The organism is Clostridium neonatale (assembly GCF_001458595.1).
Classification (GTDB): domain Bacteria; phylum Bacillota; class Clostridia; order Clostridiales; family Clostridiaceae; genus Clostridium; species Clostridium neonatale.
On the sequence record NZ_LN890327.1, the window covers coordinates 730,671 to 746,012 of the forward strand.

Genomic DNA, 15,342 nt, shown 5'->3' on the forward strand with positions numbered 1-15,342 from the left:
ACTAATTTAAAATATACAAAAGTACTGTATTTGGATTATAATAAATATAGATATTGAAAATATGAGGTGCTATATGTCTAATTTAATAAAGATACAAAAACCTAAATTTATAGATGAACCAGAGATGATTAATGATATTTACGAAGAAGTAATTATATCTGAAAAAATACAGAATAAAATTATAGAAAATGAATTGATAGAAAATAAAGAAGGTACTGGAATTACAATTGATTCATGTATATTTAAGAATGTGGTATTTGATAATTGTACTTTAAAAAATATAGATTTATTAGATACAACATTTGAAAATTGTGATTTATCTAATATAGATTTTAGTGGTGGAAGCTTAATGCGAGTTGAATTTATTAATTGTAAACTACTAGGAGCAAAGTTTGATGAAAGCAATCTTAAACATGTTTTATTTAAGGATTCATTGTCTAAGTATTCTAATTTTTCATTTTCAAAATTCAATTCTGTAAATATTATTAACTGTAATTTTGAAGAAGCTGTATTTCAACAAGTAAAGTTAGATAAAACAACATTTAATGATACAAATTTGATAAATACATTTTTCAATAAGACTATTCTTAATAAAATAGATTTTACAACCTGCGAAATTGAAGGAATCAGTGTTGAGATAAGTGATATAAGAGGCGCAATAGTTACACCAATTCAGGGTTTAGATCTAACAAGATTAATAGGACTAGTAATACAATAAATTTATATTTTTTCGTAATCTATGAAAAAAAGTTTTAAGGTAATTCATATTATTGAGATAATAGATGAAATTTATTTTTTAAGTTAGAGAATTATAATGAAAGAAAAATTTATAACTAATATAATATATACATAATATATTTATTTTATTGTTAAATGAAAGAAGGGATATCATGAAAATAGGAATTGTAGGATCTGGTGGAATTGTATTAAGCTTTTTAGATGCATTAAAATACGTGGAAGATGTAGAGGCTGTTTCCATATGGTGTAGAGAAAAAAGTATTGAAAAAGCAAAGAAGATAGCAAAGGACAATGGTTTTGAAAAGGTTTATACAAATTATGAACTTATGTTAAAAGATGATGAAATTGATTTTGTGTATATAGGATTACCTAATAATCTACATTATGAATACTCAAAAAAAGCATTAGAATTTAATAAGAATGTTATAAATGAAAAACCATTTACTTCAACTATTAAAGAAGCTGAAACTTTAGCCCAATTAGCGAAAAAAAACAATTTATTTTTATTTGAAGCAATTACAACCTTACATACGCCTAATTATAAATTAATTAAAGAAAAACTTCCTGAAATAGGAGAGATAAAAATAGTATCAGGAAACTACTCTCAATATTCCAGCAGATATGATGCATTTTTAGAGGGAAAAATACATCCAGTGTTTAATCCAGAATTATCAGGGGGAGCACTAGTAGATATTAATATATATAACTTACATTTTGTAACTGGACTATTTGGTAAGGCTAATGAAGTGAGATATATGGCAAATGTTGCACATAATGGAATAGATACTTCTGGAATAGTGACTTTGAGATTTGATAAATTTAATGCTGTATGTATTGGTGCAAAAGATTGTGGATGTGAAAGCAGTGTTTATATAGAAGGAACAAAAGGATATATTAAAGTAAGTGGGTCACCAGGAATATGTTCTTCTTTTGAAGTATGTTTAAATAAGCAGGAAAAAGAAATTTTTAATGAACAACAATTTTCTAATCATATGGTATATGAAATTTGTGATTTTAGGGATATTTATAATAGTAAGAATTATAAAGAATTCTACAAATTATTAGAGCATTCATTGGATGTAATAAAAGAAACAGTTCAAGCTAGAAAAGATGCAGGTATTATATTTTCAGCAGATAAATAATTTTTAATATAAAATAAGTCAATGCAGTTTATGTAGTGGCTTATTTTTATTTATATGTGTTATCTAATCGAACATTTTAATAAAAGAGAACAGTTAGAAAAATCAAAAAAGATAATGGAGAATGTTTTTAATTTAATTAAATAAAAAATTAAACTATGAACAATATATTAATATAAGTATGTGTACGGTTTCAAAAAAACTCTATATAAAGGAGTGTGTTGACAAAATTCGAAATTAGTATTAAAATTACTTAGAAATCTAACTAATCTGTAGGGGTAATAGCATGAATGGAAAAAAACATATCGGGAAGGAATTAAATATTATCAGTAATAAAATACGCAGAAGAATAGATAATGAAGTTGCTAAGTATGGAATAACAGGTGTTCAAGGAAAAATAATAGGATTTGTATATTGGGAATCTAAAAAGAGAGATGTTTTTCAAAAGGATATAGAAGAAGATTTAAAAATAAGAAGTTCATCAGTAACAAGTGTACTTCAGTTGATGGAAAAGAACGGATATATAAAAAGAGAAAGTGTTTGTACAGATGCTAGATTGAAAAAGATAGTATTGACAGAAAAAGGTGATGAAATTAGATTGATGGTACAAAATCTTATTGATGAAATGGAAAATGAAGTGAGTAAATCAATAACAGAAGGAGAACGTGAATTTTTATTCTATATACTCGATAAGTTATCAAAAACAATTTCTGATTAGATATGCTGTCAATAAATTAGTTAGAAGCCTAACTAAAACAGTCTTTAATAAGTTTTAGTTTAATTATTTAGTAATAAATCTTTAAAATTAAGTAGTCTAATACAAGGGAGGATGATAGAATGATAAAAAAGTTATCACAGTATATCGGAGAATATAAAAATGCTTCAATTGTGACACCTTTATATATCATTGGTGAAGCTATTATGGAGCAGATTATTCCGTTATTAATGGCTATGATAGTTGATAATGGAATTGGTAAAAGCGATATGGGGTATGTAACTAAAGTCGGAATAATTATGGTAGTTGTGTCTATAGTGTCACTTACTTTTGGAGCATTAGCAGGTAAGTATGCAGCAAAGGCATCAGCAGGATTTGCAAAAAATTTGAGAAAAGCTATGTTCTATAATATTCAAGACTTTTCATTCTCAAATATTGATAAATACTCAACTGCAGGTCTTATAACAAGATTAACTACAGATGTAACTAATGTACAAAATGCATATCAAATGGTTTTAAGAATGCTTGTAAGAGCACCAATTATGCTTATAATTGCTATGATAATGTCATTTAGCATTAATGTTAAATTAGCGTTAATTTTTGTAGGCGCAATGTTATTTTTAGGAATAATATTATACTTTATAATGACAAAAGCTCATCCATATTTTAAAGCAGTGTTTGAAAAATATGATGACTTAAATGCCAGTGTTCAAGAAAATTTAACAGGAATGCGTGTTGTTAAGGCATATGTAAGGGAAGAACATGAAATAGAAAAATTTAATAAATCATCAAAGGTATTATATGATTTCTTTATAAGAGCAGAAAAAGTAATAGTTCTTAATATGCCTGTAATGCAATTTTCAATGTACACATGTATGTTACTTTTATCATGGCTTGGAGCAAAAATGATTGTGTCAAGCACAATGACAACAGGTGAATTAATGAGCTTATTTACTTATTCAATGAGTATATTGATGAGTTTAATGATGATTGCTATGGTATTTGTTATGATTACAATGGCTAAATCTTCTGCAGAAAGAATTTCAGAAGTTATAGATGAAAAAAGTAGTCTTTCTAATCCGGAAAATCCTGTATTTGAAGTTAGTGATGGAAGTATAGAATTTGATAATGTTAACTTTAGTTACGGAAATAATGTAGATAATTTTAATCTAGAAAATATCAATATTAAAATAAACTCAGGTGAGACTGTAGGCATAATTGGAGGAACAGGAAGTGCAAAATCAACATTTGTACAACTAATTCCAAGATTATATGATGTAACTGAAGGAAGCGTTAAAGTTGGAGGCATAGATGTAAGAAAGTATGATATAGAAACCTTAAGAGATGCTGTTTCTATGGTACTTCAAAAGAATGTATTATTTTCAGGTACAATAAATGAAAATTTAAGATGGGGAGATAAAGAAGCTACTGAAGAAGAAATAATAACAGCTTGTAAACAAGCTCAAGGCGATGAATTCGTACAAACCTTCCATAAAAAATATGAAACTTATATTGAGCAAGGTGGTACGAATGTATCAGGTGGACAAAAGCAAAGACTTTGTATTGCAAGAGCACTTCTTAAAAAGCCTAAAATATTAATTTTAGATGATTCAACAAGTGCAGTTGATACAAAAACAGATGCGTTAATTAGAAAAGCATTTAAAGAAGATATTCCGGATACAACAAAAATAATAATTGCTCAACGTATATCTTCAGTTCAAGATGCAGATAAGATTATTGTATTAAATGATGGTAAGATTGATGGAATTGGAAATCATGAAGAATTATTAAAAGATAATTCAATATATAGAGAAGTATATGAATCACAAGTGAAAGGAGCTGATAATGATGGCAAGTAAAGGACAAAGAATGCCAAAAGGGCCAGGAAATAAAGGACCGATGGTAGGACCTAAGAGCAAAAATCCTAGTAAAACATTAAAAAGACTAATGTCTTATGTATTAAATGGATATAAAATGCAGTTTATAATTGTAATTGCATGTATCATTATTAGTGCTCTTGTAAGTGTAGCTGGAAATCTATTTTTAGGAACTTTAATTGATGAATATATAATTCCTCTTACTAAAACTCAAAATCCTGATTTTGCACCACTTTTAAGTATGATACTAAAAATGGCAGTTATCTTTTATTTTGGAGCTATTTCAACTTATGCATATAATCGTATAATGATTTTTGTATCTCAAGGTGCATTAAAGAAAATAAGAGATGATATGTTTGCACATATGGAAAAACTATCAATCCCATTTTTTGATACACATCCACATGGAAATTTAATGAGTCTGTATACAAACGATACAGATACTTTAAGACAAATGATAAGTCAAAGTATACCACAGCTTTTATCAGCTGTTATAACAATTGTAAGTGTATTTTGCTCAATGTTATATTTAAGTATTCCATTAACATGTATAGTAATAGTATCTGTAATAGTTATGACTCAGGTTACAAAGAAGATTGGTGGAAATAGTGCAAAGTATTTTGGAAAGCAGCAAAAAGATTTAGGTAACATCAATGGATATATTGAAGAAATGATGGAAGGACAAAAAGTAGTAAAAGTATTCTGTCATGAAGAAGAAACAAAGAAGAAGTTTGATGAACTTAATGAGCAACTTTTTGATAGTGCTGAAAATGCAAATACATTTGCGAATATTTTAATGCCTATCATGGGGAATATAGGAAACTTAAACTATGTTATTATAGTAGCAGTTGGTGCTGCACTTGCTATAAATGGATTTAATGGCTTTACACTTGGAGCGCTTGCGTCATTTTTACAATTAACAAGACAATTTACAATGCCAATATCTCAAGTAGCACAACAGTTTAATTCTATCATCATGGCACTTGCAGGTGCTGAACGTATCTTTGAAATGTTAGATGAAAAACAAGAAGTTGATGATGGTTATGTAACATTAGTTAATACTAAAGTTAATGAAGATGGAAATATAGAAGAAGTTAAAGGACGTACAGGAACATGGGCTTGGAAGCATCCACATGAAGATGGTACGATTACTTATACTAATGTTCTTGGTGATGTTGTTTTTGATGGTGTAGATTTTGGGTATAATCCAGAAAAAATAGTTTTACATGATGTGAAATTATATGCAAAACCAGGTCAGAAGATTGCTTTTGTAGGAGCAACAGGTGCAGGAAAAACAACTATTACAAATTTAATCAACCGTTTCTATGACATTCAAGATGGTAAGATTAGATATGATGGTATAAATATCAATAAGATTAAAAAAGATGATTTAAGAAGGTCACTTGGTATAGTTCTTCAAGATACTCATTTATTCACAGGTACAGTTGCAGACAACATAAGATATGGTAAACTAGATGCTACTGATGAAGAAGTACATGCAGCAGCAAAGCTTGCTAATGCAGATACCTTTATAAAACATCTTCCAAAGGGTTATAATACAATGCTTACAGGAGATGGAACAAACCTATCACAAGGTCAAAGACAATTGATTGCAATTGCAAGAGCTGCTATAGCAGATCCACCAGTACTTATACTTGATGAAGCCACTTCAAGTATAGATACAAGAACAGAAGCTATAGTTCAAGATGGTATGGATAAGCTTATGAAGGGAAGAACTGTATTTGTAATTGCTCATAGACTTTCAACAATTAAGAATTCAGATGTTATTATGGTTCTTGAACAAGGAAGAATAATAGAGCGTGGAAATCATGAAGAATTAATAAAAGAAAAAGGTGAGTATTATCAATTATATACAGGAGCTTTTGAATTATCATAATATTAATATTTAAATGAAAAAAAATTATTTAAAATTTTAATTATAAAACAGATAAGACAATTATTAAAAATATCAAATATGTAAAAATGGCTTAAAGTATTTTTACATATTTGATAAAAATACTTTAATAATATGGTCTTATCTGTTTTTGTATTTAGAAATTATCAAGTTTTACTATTTAATAGACTATTAAGAACCATTCCTATAATTACAAGAATTAATCCAATTAAAGTAACAATGTTTGGAACTGTATCATGGAATATAAGTATTCCTAAAAGAAGAGTAAATATTACTTCGCCAGATTGGGTGGATTCAATTATAGCTAAATTAGTAGAATTATTCTTTACTAAATCTGTTGCTTTGAAAAATAGAATTGTAGCAATAACACCTGAAAAAATAGCTACTATTAAAGATTGAGATAGTTGTCCTTTACTTGGAGGACCAGAATAGATATAGCCCAAGAGTGATATTATTATCCAAAATGGCATACTGCATAATGTCATACCAAAGACTCTTTGAATTGTATTTAATTTATTACCACAAACCTCCATCATTTTACGATTACCAAGTGGATAGGAAAATGCAGCTATAATAACTGGAATAAATCCTAAAATTACATCTAAGAATGAGAAATTCTTTGCTTTATCAAGTTGCATTAAAAATATTCCTAATAAAATAATTGAAGACATTAGAAGTGATTTTTTGGGGATTTTATTTCTCAGCTTATATGTGCCATTTTTAGTTTCTATTGTTTGAAAAAATAATGGAGATAAAAGAGCACCAGCAACTATAGTTATCTGCCAAGTACCAGCTATAAACCATGATGGACCATATGAAGAAGCAAAGCTTAAAGGTGCGTAAAATAATCCAAATCCTATTATGCTCCATATAAACCATTTTAGAGGTTTATTTTTTATCTCAATTAATACTTCAAGCAATTTATTTTTTATAATAAGCATGACAAATAAAATTGGAAGCATAAAAATGTATCTTAAGGAAGAGCTCCAAAGCCAGCTACTACTGGAAATATTCATTTGTTGATTTAATATAAAAGTGAATGCAAAAAAGAATGATGATACTATACCTAATAGAAATGCTTTATTCATTATAATCTCCTAATAATTAAAGTTTAATTATATAAACGTATGCTATAACATCTAAATATATGCTATATTATACAGGATATAATTTACAAATACAAGAATTTGTTATAGGATAATAAATATATGAATTATTTTTAAAACCAAAGTAATAGAAGGAGTAAGAGTTTGTTTATGGAAACCTTGAATTCAATTATAGGTAATAAATTGAAAGAAATAAGGAATAAGAGAAATTTAAGTTTATATGATGTCTCAGAATTGACAGGGGTAAGTAAAGCAATGCTTGGACAGATAGAGCGTGGCCAGTCAAATCCAACTATTTCAACTTTATGGAAAATTGCTACTGGATTAAAGGTATCATTTTCATTTTTTATTGATGAAGATCAAGATGAAGTAAAAGTAATAAATCAAAATGAAATTATTCCAGTAATAGAAGAAAACAATAAGATGAGATTATTTCCTATATTTGCTTTTGATGCAAAAAGGGGTGTTGAGATATTTACAATAGAATTAGATTGTGGATGTAAGCATGTATCATCACCACATGATGATGGGGTGGAGGAATATATTATAGTTACTGAAGGTGAAATTAAATTAGATATAGGTAATCAAAAATTCATACTGAAAAAGGGGAGCTCAATTAAATTTGCAGCTAATAAGGCACATGTATATGAAAATATAAATAAAGAAAAAGCAGTTTTTCAAAATATAATATTTTATTTGAATTAGAATATTAGAAAATACAGTAAATAAAAAGATTGTATCCAATTTAAAATAGTGATTAATTTTATTAAAAGAAGTGCAAATAAAATGGCTAGAATCAGTATAAAAATATATTCTAGCCATTTTATATATAAATTTTTATGATTAAGTTTATTATTATAATTTTTCTACACTATTAAAACAATTTTGAATGTTTTTTAAAATTTCAGGCCTTTCATTTTCTAAATCAGATAATTGTTCAATTAGCTCTGTGATGTCATTTGAATTTTTATTATTTTCAGAAATAGACTCCTGGATCTTGGAAACATTTCCAATTAAGAGGATTATTTGTTCAATATTCTCAACTATTTTATTTGAAATCACTTCATTACTTTGTTGTAATAAATTGAATTTATTAACAGCAGTGTTTATTGATGAATTAGTATTGTCAACATTAGAGTTTAGCTCTGATACTGAATTTTTTATTAGGGTAATAGCCTTATTAATATCAGCTAGCTGAGTATCTATTTTACTTGAAGTTTCTTTTGTTATTTCAGCAAGCTTTCTTACTTCTTCAGCAACAACTGAGAAACCTTTTCCAGCTTCACCAGCACGAGCAGCTTCTATACTTGCATTAAGAGCTAAAAGATTTGTTTGATCACTTATTTCATTTATATGAGATAAATTAGAATTTACAGAAGCAACATTACCTTCTAGCATTGCAAAGCTATCTTTAAATCCATTTATGCTATCACTTGTAATATGTATTGTTGAACGCAATGTATCAAAACTAGATTCACAATCTGATAAATGATTCATATTCTCACTGATATTGCCCATTACAGAATTAAGTTCATCAACAGATTTTGTTATGTTTTCATTAATTATTTGAGTTTCATTTTCAAGCATTTTCGTTGCATCGTTTGATTTATCAGAAGAATCTTTAATTTTAAAAATATTTTCTGATATAGTAGAATCATTTTCGGCTAATTTTTCTACATTTCCTTTGACTTCATTTAGCGCAGTAAGTAATAAATCAGAATTGTCTGGTTTTGTAGTAGAAGTAGTTAGATTTTGAACAGTTTCAGAGTTGGTTTCGATAGTATTTTCTGTTTTCTTTTTCTTAAAAAACATTTTAATTACCTCCAAATATAAAATATAGGATTTAAAGAATTTGCGTATTTTGTGATAATAATACAAAAGAAATTCAAAGTGAAATAGATATTTAAAAGCATTACAATAAATTTTAAATATAATGCTTGTACTAAAAACACTGTATTTAAATTATTTATTATTTTTGAAAGTTCTTTTATATACATCTTTAAATATTAAATTCTTTTATAAAAATAAATCCCCTTAAAAGTTTTATCATTTAGTAAAAAATAATTTATTATAGTAATTATACCATAAATTACTTTGTATACGATATATAAAATATGAACAATAGATAACAGTTATGTTTTTTATAGTAGTTGGAATATGATAAATTATTTTTGAATAAATATATTTATTATCGTTAATACTGGAAAAGTTAGATTTATCTATTAGTAATCAATACTAAATTATTAAAGTAATGAAAATGTTTGCGATAACATTTTTAACTTAGAAAAAGTGAAAATACTCTTTATTTTTTGAAAAAAGCTGATATAATAAACAAGTAGTTAGTTTATATAAAGTTATTTTATAAAACTTAGTATATATTTCCAGTTATTATAACTGAATGTGACTATAATTTTATCAACAAAAAAGTAGTAGCCATAGCTCTAAGTGGTCTACTATTTTTTTGAGTTATTCATGAATTTATAGTATAATATTTACGCGAATTATTTTGTAAAAAAGCAAATTAATATGTTGCTTTAAATAATACCATTAATAAATTAATTGTTTATAGGAGAGGCGACTTAAGATGAGAAGATTAATATTAGTGACATCACCACCAGCATGCGGAAAGACACATGTATCAAAAGAAATATCTAAGGCACTTAAGCCAATGGTATATTTAGATAAAGATACATTAATTGGTTTATCAAATCAAGTATTTAAGGTTGCAGGAGAAGAAAATAATAGAAGTTCAGATTTCTTTGAAGAAAACATAAGAAATACTGAATATGAAGTTGTTATTGATCTAGCATTGGAAGCGTTAGAGTATTGTGATACAGTACTTATAAATGCACCATTTACAAGGGAAATAAGAGACTTAGATTATATGAATGGCTTCAGAAAAAAATTACAAGAACATGATACAGAATTAGTTGTTATCTGGGTTGAAACTGATATAGAAGTTTGTCACCAAAGAATGATAGATCGTAATTCAGAACGTGATACTTGGAAATTAGCTAATTGGGATGAATATATTTCAAGATGTAATTTTGAGAAACCAGAAGGAATTCCAGAATTAAGAGTGTTCAAAAATTCATCAAAAGAAGAATTTGAACAATCAATGGCTGAATTAGTAGAATACTTTAAAAAATAATTATATTTATAATGTTTTATAGATATTATAAAAGAGAATAGCAATACATATACAAAAAACAGGAATTGGCAAATTTTTGACTCTTCCTGTTTTTTATTAAATTATATATTTAAAGAATATAATATAATCTGCAAATTAATAATTTTTGATGAGAATCTTTTTATATAACTAATTAAGTGAAATTTATTTGAATAATTTGAAATAGGAATGAATATTATTAAGAGCTTCCGTATTTATTGATATTTTAAAAATATTACTCACTACCTATAATAATTAAAAAGCATTTTTTATATATAATATGAGGTTATTACACATACTAAAATAAAAAATAATTTTATTTTAGGAGGACTATAATGAATGACTACTAAAGAAAGATTTTTATCAGAAATAAAAGATAAAGAAGAGTTAGAATTATCATTGATGGTAATGAGAGTAATTTTTAAAGATAATAATAAAGTTGTATGTATATTAGCAGATAAGACTTCAGAAATAAAAGCAAATATTACTTGCAAAGACGATAAAATAAATCCAGGAGTTGTATTAAAGATTATTGGAATAAAAAATATAAATTTAGATGTTAAAAAATATGAATTTGTGACAGAATATAAAATTGAAGATTATCTACCAGTTGTAAAGCGTAATATAGATGAGATTATGGATGATATTGATAAACTTACAACTAAGTATGTGATTTCAAGAGAAGGCAAGGAGTTAAATAATTATTTTTTCTGTGATAAAGAATTTTTAGATAAATTTAAAAAGGGCATCGGTGGTGTTTCAATGCATCATAATTATATAGGAGGTCTTGCAGAACATACGTTGAATGTAATGGATTTAACAGCAATGCTTTCTGAAAAGTATGATTGCAGAAGAAAAGAAATAACTGTATTATCTGCAAAGCTTCATGATATAGGAAAGATCTATGAACTTTATTATGAGGGACCATTTAAATATACATTAAGAGGTGAACTTGAGGGACATATTGTAATTGGAGTTCAGATGATTGATGAAGCTGTAAAAAATAAACCTGATTTTTATAATGATGATTTTGTCGATAGAATAAAAGGTTGCATTGTACAACATCATGGGAAACTGGAATATGGTTCACCTAGAGAAATGAATATGGAAGAAGCATTTATTCTAAATTATGCTGATTCTATAGACGCAACCATGAATAAGATTACTCAAATGAAGGAAAAAACAGAAAGCAATACATGGTCAGAGTATGATAGAAGACTTGAAACTAAACTTTACTTATAAATTATAGAAATTAAAATGTACGAGGCTCATATTATAATTTGGTATTGTATCTTTGCATTTAATAAAGTCACTAGTTGAAATTAAGCTAAATATAGAATACAATTAATTTCAACAAATTATTAGATGGAGGAAAATATTATGTTAACTATAGGATGCCATTTATCTTCTTCTAAAGGTTTTAAGAAAATGGGTGAAGATGCAATAAGTATTGGCGCTAATACATTTCAATTTTTCACAAGAAACCCAAGAGGGAGCAAGGCAAAAGATATAGACGAAGAAGATGTTAAAGAGTTTTTAGATATTATTGCAGAAAATAATTTTGGAAAAATTTTAGCTCATGCACCATATACTTTGAATGCATGTTCAGCAGATCCTAAGAATAGGGAGTTTGCTATTGAAATAATGAAAGATGACTTAAAAAGAATGGAATACATACCAGGAAATTTATATAACTTTCACCCAGGCAGTCATGTAAAACAAGGTGCAGAAGTTGGAATACAGTATATAGCTGATGCTTTAAATGAAATATTAACAGAAGATCAGACTACAACAGTTCTTTTAGAAACTATGTCTGGAAAAGGGACAGAAGTAGGAAGAAATTTTCAAGAAATAGCAGAGATAATAAGCAAAGTAAACTTAAAAGAAAAGATGGGAGTATGTTTAGATACATGCCATATTCATGATGCAGGCTATGATATTGTGAATGATTTAGATAATGTTTTAGATGAGTTTGATAAAATTATTGGATTAGAGAGATTAAAAGCAATTCATTTAAATGATAGTAAGAATCCATTTGAGAGCCATAAGGATAGACATGAAACAATAGGAAATGGGTATATAGGTCTTGACGCTATAACAAGAATAATTAATCATCCTAAATTAAGAAATCTGCCATTCTATCTTGAAACACCAAATGAGTTGGATGGATATAAAAAAGAAATACAGTTACTTCGAGAAAGATATACAGAAGTATAATTAATAAATAATTGATTATAAATAATAAAGCTTAGCTATATAAGATATAACTATTTGTCTTATATAGCTAGTTTTTTAGTCACTATTAAATTTTTGATGAGAAAGAGGAATTTAAACGTTTTCGAAGAATAATATATAGTATACAAAGGGTAAAAGGGGGAATATTTATGAATAAAAAAAGAATATTAGTACCAATTGATGGAACAGAGAGAAGTATGTATGCCTTGGATTTTATTAAAGAAATATTTTCCAAGGATTCAGGAATGGAAATAATTTTAATGAATGTAAAAGAATTGGTTTTAATTAATGAAATGATAGTTTCTGAAGAAGTTAAAATTGCCAAAGAACTTGGCAAGGAGATATTAGAAGCTGCTAAGAAAAAAATGCAAGGTTATAATGTAGAAACTTATTTTACTTTTGGGTATCCGGCAGACGAAATTATAAATAAGGCTAGAGATGAAGATGTTGGAATCATAGTAATGACACAGTCAACCAAGAGAGGATTAAGCAGAATGATAGGATCAGTAACGACAAGTGTTGTAAAGAAAGCAAAGTGTATAGTAATGGTAGTTCCAAACGATTTTACTATTAGCTTAAAATAGTTATTATAATAAGATATGTGAGTATATGTTTTAATGTATTTATATATCTTATTTCAAATTTCAAAATTTTATATAAATTTCCTTGTAATATAATTTAAATTTAGGCAAGAATACTAATATAGAATTTTAATAAATAAGATGATATAATAATTTTGTTGTAACATAAATTAAGCTACAATAGAATTAATTTGTAAATGATGAGGAGATTAAAATGAGAGCTGTTTACAAAAATCCAAGAGAATTAGCAACATGTTTAAAGGATATAGTAGATACATACTATGATGATTTAATAACTTATGAAAAAATGAAAGATAAAATATTAAAGATCGTTGAAGCTAATAAAGATAGTATATATAAAGAAAAAAATATGTCTGTTAAAATAGCTAATGTTTTAGGAGAAAATAGAGTAGAGTTAATTGATGAGATAGTTAAAGATAATTTACAAGAAGCTTAAGATGTGACTATTGACAATTTTTATTTAAAGAATTAAGATATGTTATACATATATAATTATAATATATTAAATCCTATGATAAGGAGTAGTAGTTAAATCTAGTATCGATAAAGAGAGTTAAGAAATGGTGGAATCTTAGCACGAATGATTTTATGAATGGACCTTTGAGGAATATGGGGAAAGCTTTTGTGAGTATCCATTTATGGTGTCTGCACCTTACAGCAGTATTTAAAGAGGTATCATATTTGAAGTGTGATACAATTTAGGTGGTACCGCGGATATATGTCCGTCCTATATATTGTTTATAGGACGGCTTTTTTATTTGTAAATAGTAAATTCAATACAAGGAGTGTATAAAAGATATGTCAAAAAAAATAATACTTACAGGTGATAGACCGACAGGACAACTTCATATAGGTCATTATATTGGATCACTGAAAAATAGAGTGAAATTGCAAAATACAGGCGAATATGAAACATTTATAATGATTGCTGATCAACAAGCCTTAACTGATAATGCTAGAGATCCAGAAAAAATAAGAAGAAGCTTAACAGAAGTAGCATTAGATTATTTAGCGGTAGGAATTGATCCAAGTAAATCAACAATATTTGTTCAATCACAATTACCAGAATTACATGAGCTTACAATGCATTATTTAAATCTTGTTACATTATCAAGACTTGAAAGAAATCCAACAGTTAAGGCTGAGATTCAACAAAAAAATTATGAAAACAGCATTCCAGCTGGATTCTTAATATATCCAGTAAGCCAAGCGGCTGATATTACTGCTTTTAAAGCAACTACAGTTCCAGTAGGAGAAGATCAATTGCCTATGATAGAACAAACTAGAGAAATTGTTAGAAGTTTTAATTCTATATATGGTGAGGTTCTTGTTGAACCAGAAGCTGTGATACCAAAAGATACAATGGGAAGACTACCAGGAACAGATGGAAAGGCTAAGATGAGTAAGTCTATTGGTAATTGTATATATCTAGCTGATGATGCAGATACAATTACTAAAAAGGTTAAATCAATGTATACAGATCCAAATCATATAAGAGTGGAAGATCCAGGTCAAATTGAAGGAAATACAGTATTTACTTATTTAGATGTTTTTGCTCCAAATAAAGAAGAAGTAGAGGAAATGAAAGCCCATTATAAACGTGGTGGACTTGGAGATATGAAAGTTAAAAAATATCTAAATGAAGTAATGCAGGCAGAACTTGAGCCAATAAGAAAAAGAAGACAAGAATATGAAAACAATATGGATTATGTTTATAAAATGCTTAAAGAAGGAAGCGATAAAGCTAGAGAAGTAGCAGCACAGACATTAAAAGAAGTTCGCGAAGCTATTGGAATTGAGTATTTTAAATAAGAATAAAATATTATAAGATTAATGTTGGAATTGA

14 protein-coding genes and 1 other annotated feature are annotated in these 15,342 nt (G+C 27.2%); of the genes, 12 read left to right on the plus strand and 2 right to left on the minus strand.

The window, feature by feature from the left end; translation table 11 throughout:
* Positions 1–73: 73 nt before the first annotated feature.
* The 5 genes from BN2920_RS06590 to BN2920_RS06610 all read left to right on the plus strand — a co-directional run bounded on the left by BN2920_RS06590 (position 74) and on the right by BN2920_RS06610 (position 6,366).
* Positions 74–718, plus strand: coding sequence for a pentapeptide repeat-containing protein (locus tag BN2920_RS06590; protein WP_058294215.1), 645 nt, complete (start codon positions 74–76; stop codon positions 716–718).
* A gap of 172 nt (positions 719–890) precedes the next feature.
* Positions 891–1,880 carry a Gfo/Idh/MocA family protein gene (locus BN2920_RS06595; RefSeq protein WP_058294216.1) on the plus strand — a complete coding sequence of 330 codons (990 nt, stop codon included), beginning with the start codon at positions 891–893 and terminating at the stop codon, positions 1,878–1,880.
* Between the two features lie 283 nt (positions 1,881–2,163).
* Entirely contained in the window at positions 2,164–2,595 is a 432-nt protein-coding gene (locus BN2920_RS06600; RefSeq protein ID WP_058294217.1) for a MarR family winged helix-turn-helix transcriptional regulator, read from the plus strand.
* 119 nt (positions 2,596–2,714) lie between these two features.
* Entirely contained in the window at positions 2,715–4,451 is a 1,737-nt protein-coding gene (locus BN2920_RS06605) for an ABC transporter ATP-binding protein (protein ID WP_058294218.1), read from the plus strand.
* Complete coding sequence (locus tag BN2920_RS06610; RefSeq protein WP_058294219.1) at positions 4,438–6,366, plus strand: ABC transporter ATP-binding protein; 1,929 nt, start codon at positions 4,438–4,440, stop codon at positions 6,364–6,366. The genes BN2920_RS06605 and BN2920_RS06610 overlap by 14 nt, the downstream gene beginning before the upstream one ends.
* A gap of 164 nt (positions 6,367–6,530) precedes the next feature.
* On the opposite strand, the gene BN2920_RS06615 is transcribed toward BN2920_RS06610, so the two are convergent.
* Positions 6,531–7,472 (minus strand): DMT family transporter, encoded by a 942-nt coding sequence (locus BN2920_RS06615; protein ID WP_058294220.1) that lies wholly within the window; start codon positions 7,470–7,472, stop codon positions 6,531–6,533.
* Between the two features lie 168 nt (positions 7,473–7,640).
* Here BN2920_RS06615 and BN2920_RS06620 point away from each other — a divergent pair, with 168 nt between their 5' ends.
* Entirely contained in the window at positions 7,641–8,195 is a 555-nt protein-coding gene (locus BN2920_RS06620; protein WP_058294221.1) for a helix-turn-helix domain-containing protein, read from the plus strand.
* Between the two features lie 150 nt (positions 8,196–8,345).
* Here the strand turns inward: BN2920_RS06620 and BN2920_RS06625 are convergent, their stop codons facing one another.
* Positions 8,346–9,302, minus strand: coding sequence for a methyl-accepting chemotaxis protein (locus BN2920_RS06625; protein ID WP_058294222.1), 957 nt, complete (start codon positions 9,300–9,302; stop codon positions 8,346–8,348).
* A 772-nt stretch (positions 9,303–10,074) separates the two neighbouring features.
* Between BN2920_RS06625 and BN2920_RS06630 the strand changes: the two genes are divergently transcribed.
* The 6 genes from BN2920_RS06630 to trpS all read left to right on the plus strand — a co-directional run bounded on the left by BN2920_RS06630 (position 10,075) and on the right by trpS (position 15,308).
* Positions 10,075–10,641 carry a P-loop nucleotide/nucleoside kinase family protein gene (locus tag BN2920_RS06630; RefSeq protein WP_058294223.1) on the plus strand — a complete coding sequence of 189 codons (567 nt, stop codon included), beginning with the start codon at positions 10,075–10,077 and terminating at the stop codon, positions 10,639–10,641.
* A gap of 357 nt (positions 10,642–10,998) precedes the next feature.
* On the plus strand, positions 10,999–11,901 hold the full coding sequence (locus tag BN2920_RS06635) for a 3'-5' exoribonuclease YhaM family protein (RefSeq protein WP_058294224.1): 903 nt from the start codon (positions 10,999–11,001) through the stop codon (positions 11,899–11,901).
* A 138-nt stretch (positions 11,902–12,039) separates the two neighbouring features.
* Positions 12,040–12,876, plus strand: a complete 837-nt coding sequence (locus BN2920_RS06640) for a deoxyribonuclease IV (protein ID WP_058294225.1) — start codon at positions 12,040–12,042, stop codon at positions 12,874–12,876.
* Between the two features lie 167 nt (positions 12,877–13,043).
* A complete protein-coding gene (locus tag BN2920_RS06645) occupies positions 13,044–13,478 on the plus strand; it encodes a universal stress protein (protein WP_058294226.1) in 435 nt (144 codons plus the stop codon).
* A 211-nt stretch (positions 13,479–13,689) separates the two neighbouring features.
* Complete coding sequence (locus BN2920_RS06650; protein ID WP_058294227.1) at positions 13,690–13,932, plus strand: TIGR04540 family protein; 243 nt, start codon at positions 13,690–13,692, stop codon at positions 13,930–13,932.
* 66 nt (positions 13,933–13,998) lie between these two features.
* Positions 13,999–14,229, plus strand: a binding site (T-box leader).
* A 65-nt stretch (positions 14,230–14,294) separates the two neighbouring features.
* Positions 14,295–15,308, plus strand: coding sequence for a tryptophan--tRNA ligase (trpS, locus tag BN2920_RS06655; protein WP_058294228.1), 1,014 nt, complete (start codon positions 14,295–14,297; stop codon positions 15,306–15,308).
* Positions 15,309–15,342: the final 34 nt, after the last annotated feature.

Excerpts from the sequence above, each read along its gene's own strand:
- BN2920_RS06640 (WP_058294225.1), top strand. The coding sequence starts at position 12,040 with ATGTTAACTATAGGATGCCATTTATCTTCTTCTAAAGGTTTTAAGAAA.
- BN2920_RS06600 (WP_058294217.1), top strand. The coding sequence starts at position 2,164 with ATGAATGGAAAAAAACATATCGGGAAGGAATTAAATATTATCAGTAAT.
- BN2920_RS06595 (WP_058294216.1), top strand. The coding sequence starts at position 891 with ATGAAAATAGGAATTGTAGGATCTGGTGGAATTGTATTAAGCTTTTTA.
- BN2920_RS06590 (WP_058294215.1), top strand. The coding sequence starts at position 74 with ATGTCTAATTTAATAAAGATACAAAAACCTAAATTTATAGATGAACCA.
- BN2920_RS06630 (WP_058294223.1), top strand. The coding sequence starts at position 10,075 with ATGAGAAGATTAATATTAGTGACATCACCACCAGCATGCGGAAAGACA.
- BN2920_RS06620 (WP_058294221.1), top strand. The coding sequence starts at position 7,641 with ATGGAAACCTTGAATTCAATTATAGGTAATAAATTGAAAGAAATAAGG.
- BN2920_RS06635 (WP_058294224.1), top strand. The coding sequence starts at position 10,999 with ATGACTACTAAAGAAAGATTTTTATCAGAAATAAAAGATAAAGAAGAG.
- BN2920_RS06625 (WP_058294222.1), bottom strand. The coding sequence starts at position 9,302 with ATGTTTTTTAAGAAAAAGAAAACAGAAAATACTATCGAAACCAACTCT.
- BN2920_RS06615 (WP_058294220.1), bottom strand. The coding sequence starts at position 7,472 with ATGAATAAAGCATTTCTATTAGGTATAGTATCATCATTCTTTTTTGCA.
- BN2920_RS06610 (WP_058294219.1), top strand. The coding sequence starts at position 4,438 with ATGATGGCAAGTAAAGGACAAAGAATGCCAAAAGGGCCAGGAAATAAA.
- BN2920_RS06645 (WP_058294226.1), top strand. The coding sequence starts at position 13,044 with ATGAATAAAAAAAGAATATTAGTACCAATTGATGGAACAGAGAGAAGT.
- BN2920_RS06650 (WP_058294227.1), top strand. The coding sequence starts at position 13,690 with ATGAGAGCTGTTTACAAAAATCCAAGAGAATTAGCAACATGTTTAAAG.
- BN2920_RS06605 (WP_058294218.1), top strand. The coding sequence starts at position 2,715 with ATGATAAAAAAGTTATCACAGTATATCGGAGAATATAAAAATGCTTCA.
- trpS (WP_058294228.1), top strand. The coding sequence starts at position 14,295 with ATGTCAAAAAAAATAATACTTACAGGTGATAGACCGACAGGACAACTT.